Origin of the sequence: Actinophytocola sp., assembly GCF_036555685.1 — a bacterium.
Classification (GTDB): domain Bacteria; phylum Actinomycetota; class Actinomycetes; order Mycobacteriales; family Pseudonocardiaceae; genus Actinophytocola.
This window is the reverse complement of record NZ_DATBKY010000068.1, coordinates 1-2,749: the sequence shown is the minus strand read 5'-3', so window position 1 is coordinate 2,749 and position 2,749 is coordinate 1. Positions and strand designations below refer to the sequence as shown.

General features: G+C 73.0%; 4 protein-coding genes. 3 read left to right on the top strand and 1 reads right to left on the bottom strand.

From position 1 onward, the window contains the following. Nucleotides 1-106: 106 nt before the first annotated feature. Genes VH969_RS07325 through VH969_RS07315 form a run of 3 tightly spaced genes read left to right on the top strand, consistent with a single transcriptional unit; the run spans nucleotide 107 to nucleotide 2,260 of the window. Complete coding sequence (locus VH969_RS07325) at nucleotides 107-694, top strand: dihydrofolate reductase family protein (protein WP_331972408.1); 588 nt, start codon at nucleotides 107-109, stop codon at nucleotides 692-694. Next, nucleotides 691-1,047: a YciI family protein gene (locus VH969_RS07320; RefSeq protein ID WP_331972405.1), complete on the top strand. Its 357-nt coding sequence runs from the start codon at nucleotides 691-693 to the stop codon at nucleotides 1,045-1,047. Before VH969_RS07325 ends, VH969_RS07320 begins: the two co-directional genes overlap by 4 nt. Nucleotides 1,048-1,051: 4 nt before the next feature. Further along, entirely contained in the window at nucleotides 1,052-2,260 is a 1,209-nt protein-coding gene (locus VH969_RS07315; RefSeq protein ID WP_331972402.1) for an RNA polymerase sigma factor, read from the top strand. Here VH969_RS07315 and VH969_RS07310 read toward each other — a convergent pair. Beyond that, nucleotides 2,231-2,749: His/Gly/Thr/Pro-type tRNA ligase C-terminal domain-containing protein (locus tag VH969_RS07310; protein WP_331972399.1), on the bottom strand; the 519-nt coding region annotated here is incomplete at its 5' end. The two genes, VH969_RS07315 and VH969_RS07310, sit on opposite strands and share 30 nt — an antisense overlap.

Genomic DNA, 2,749 nt, shown 5'->3' with positions numbered 1-2,749 from the left:
CCTCCCCGGCCCGCCCCGGGTATGGACACCACACCCGGGTGTCGATTCCCGCGGAACCCGTTCGTGTAGAGGGCGAAACCACCCCGGACACGAAAAGGATTCCGCGATGCCCGAGCTCACGGTCGTCACCAGCCTCACGTTGGACGGCGTGATGCAGTCTCCCGGCCGGCCCGACGAGGACACCAGGGACGGCTTCCCCCACGGCGGCTGGGCGATCCCGTACGCCGACGAGGTCATGGCGAACGCCATGGGCGAGCGCATGGCCGGCGACGGCGTGCTGCTCCTCGGTCGCCGCACCTACACCGACCTCTACGGCTACTGGCCGGACCAGCCGGCGAACCCGTACACCGACAGGCTGAACAAGACGCGCAAGCACGTCGTGTCGCGCACGCTCGCCGAGCCGCTCCGGTGGCAGAACTCGGCGCTGGTGACCGGCGACGTGCCGGCGGCCGTCGCCGCGCTCAAAGCCGAGGCCGGCGTCGGCGTCATCGGCAGTGGCGAGCTGTGCCGCACGCTGATGGCGCACGACCTCGTCGACGAGTACCTGCTGCTCGTCCACCCGCTGGTGCTCGGTACCGGCCGGCGGCTGTTCCCGCACGGCGTCCCCCTCGCGAACCTCGACCTCGCCGCTAGCGTGACCACCACGACCGGCGTGGTGATCGCCCGGTACCGAGTGCGGGGAGGCACGCGATGACGCAGAAGTACTTGCTGAGCATCTACCAGCCGGCGGGCGACCCGCCGCCACCCGAGGTCCTCGAGCCGATCATGCGGAATGTCGCCGCGCTCACCGAGGAGATGCGCGAGGCCGGTGCGTGGGTGTTCAACGGTCCGCTGCACCCGCCGAGCACCGCGACCGTCGTGCAGAGCAAGGGTTCCGACGTGCTCGTCACCGACGGCCCGTTCATCGAGGGCAAGGAGTACCTCGGCGGTTTCACGATCATCCAGGCGGCCGACCTCGACGAAGCCCTCGGCTGGGGCCGCCGGCTCGCGGCCGTGCTCGAACCACTGTGGATCGAGGTCCGCCCGTTCGTCGACGAGGCGAGCTGAGGGGGTGCCGGAGGTCGACGTCGCGCGCGTGTTCCGCGAGGAGCACGGCCGCGCGGTAGCGAGCCTGGTCCGCGTCTTCGGCGACATCGACATCGCCGAGGAGGCGGTCCAGGACGCGTTCGCCGCGGCCGTGCGGCACTGGCCCGAGGACGGCCTGCCGCCCAGCCCGGCCGGCTGGATCATCACGACCGCGCGCCGCCGCGCCATCGACCGCATTCGCCGGGAGTCCTCCCGCGCGGACAAGCAGGCCCAGGCCGCGCTGCTGCTGGCCGAGTCCGAACCCGAAGAGGAGGGCGCCGTGCGCGACGACCGGCTGCGCCTGATCTTCACCTGCTGCCACCCCGCGCTCGGCACCGCCGCGCGGGTCGCGCTCACGCTTCGGCTGCTGGGCGGGCTCACCACGCCGGAGATCGCGCGCGCGTTCCTGGTCCCCGAGGCGACGATGGCGCAGCGGATCGTCCGCGCGAAGGGCAAGATCCGTGCCGCGCGGATCCCCTACCGCGTGCCCCACGACGCCGACCTGCCCGAGCGGGTGCGCGCGGTGCTGGCCGTGGTGTACCTGATCTTCAACGAGGGCTACACGGCGAGCTCCGGGACCGAGCTCGTGCGCGACGACCTGTGCCGCGAGGCGATCCGGCTCGGCCGGGTGCTCGCCGAGCTCATGCCGGATGAGCCCGAGGCGCTCGGCCTGCTCGCGCTGTTGCTGCTGGCCGAGTCGCGCCGGCCGACTCGGGTCGGGCCCGGCGGGCAGCTCGTCCGGCTCGCCGACCAGGACCGGGCGCGCTGGGACCGCTCGCTGATCGCGGAGGGCCAGGCGCTGGTGCGGGACTGCCTGCGCCGCGGCCGGCCTGGCCCGTACCAGATCCAGGCGGCGATCAACGCCGTGCACAGCGACGCACCGTCGGCCGAGGCGACCGACTGGCGGCAGATCGTGACGCTCTACGACCAGCTGCTGGCAGTGAGCCCGTCGCCGGTCGTCGCCCTGCACCGGGCGGTCGCGGTGGCCGAGGTGTCCGGCCCCGCCGAGGCGCTCGGCCTCGTCGAAGTGCTCTCGCTGGACGCCTACCACCTGTTCCACGCCGTGCGCGCGGACCTGCTGCACCGGGTCGGCCGGGACGCGGAGGCCGTGCGGGCGTACACCCGTGCGATCGAGCGCACCGAGAACGCCGCCGAGCGGCAGCTCCTACGCCGTGCCCGGGCCGCGCTCCAGTAGCTCATACACCCGTGCCGGCGCGTCGGTCGGCGTCACCTGGAGCTGGTCGCCGGTGCGCAGATCGCGGACGGTCACCGTGCCGGCCGCCCAGTCGTTGGCGCCGACGATGACGACGACCCGCGCGCCCGCCTTGTCCGCACGCTGGATCTCCTTGCCCAGCTTGCGCACCTCGAGCGGGGTCGACGTGCGGACGCCGGCGCCGCGCAGGCCCTTGGCCACCGAGCGGGCCGCGTCGGCGAGCTCCGCGTCGGTCGCGATGACCGCCGCGTCGATCTCGGCACGCGGCTGCGGCAGCAGGCCGTGGGTGCCGAGGAAGTCGAACAGCGTCACGTCGCCCATGCCGAAGCCGAGGCCCGGGATGCGCTGGGCGGAGTACAGCCCGACGAGGTTGTCGTAGCGACCGCCGCCGAACAGCGACCGCCGGTTGTCCGGGTGGGTGTCGAAGACCTCGAACACCGTGGACGTGTAGTAGTCGAAACCCCGGACGAT

Excerpts from the sequence above, each read along its gene's own strand:
- VH969_RS07325 (WP_331972408.1), top strand. The coding sequence starts at position 107 with ATGCCCGAGCTCACGGTCGTCACCAGCCTCACGTTGGACGGCGTGATG.
- VH969_RS07320 (WP_331972405.1), top strand. The coding sequence starts at position 691 with ATGACGCAGAAGTACTTGCTGAGCATCTACCAGCCGGCGGGCGACCCG.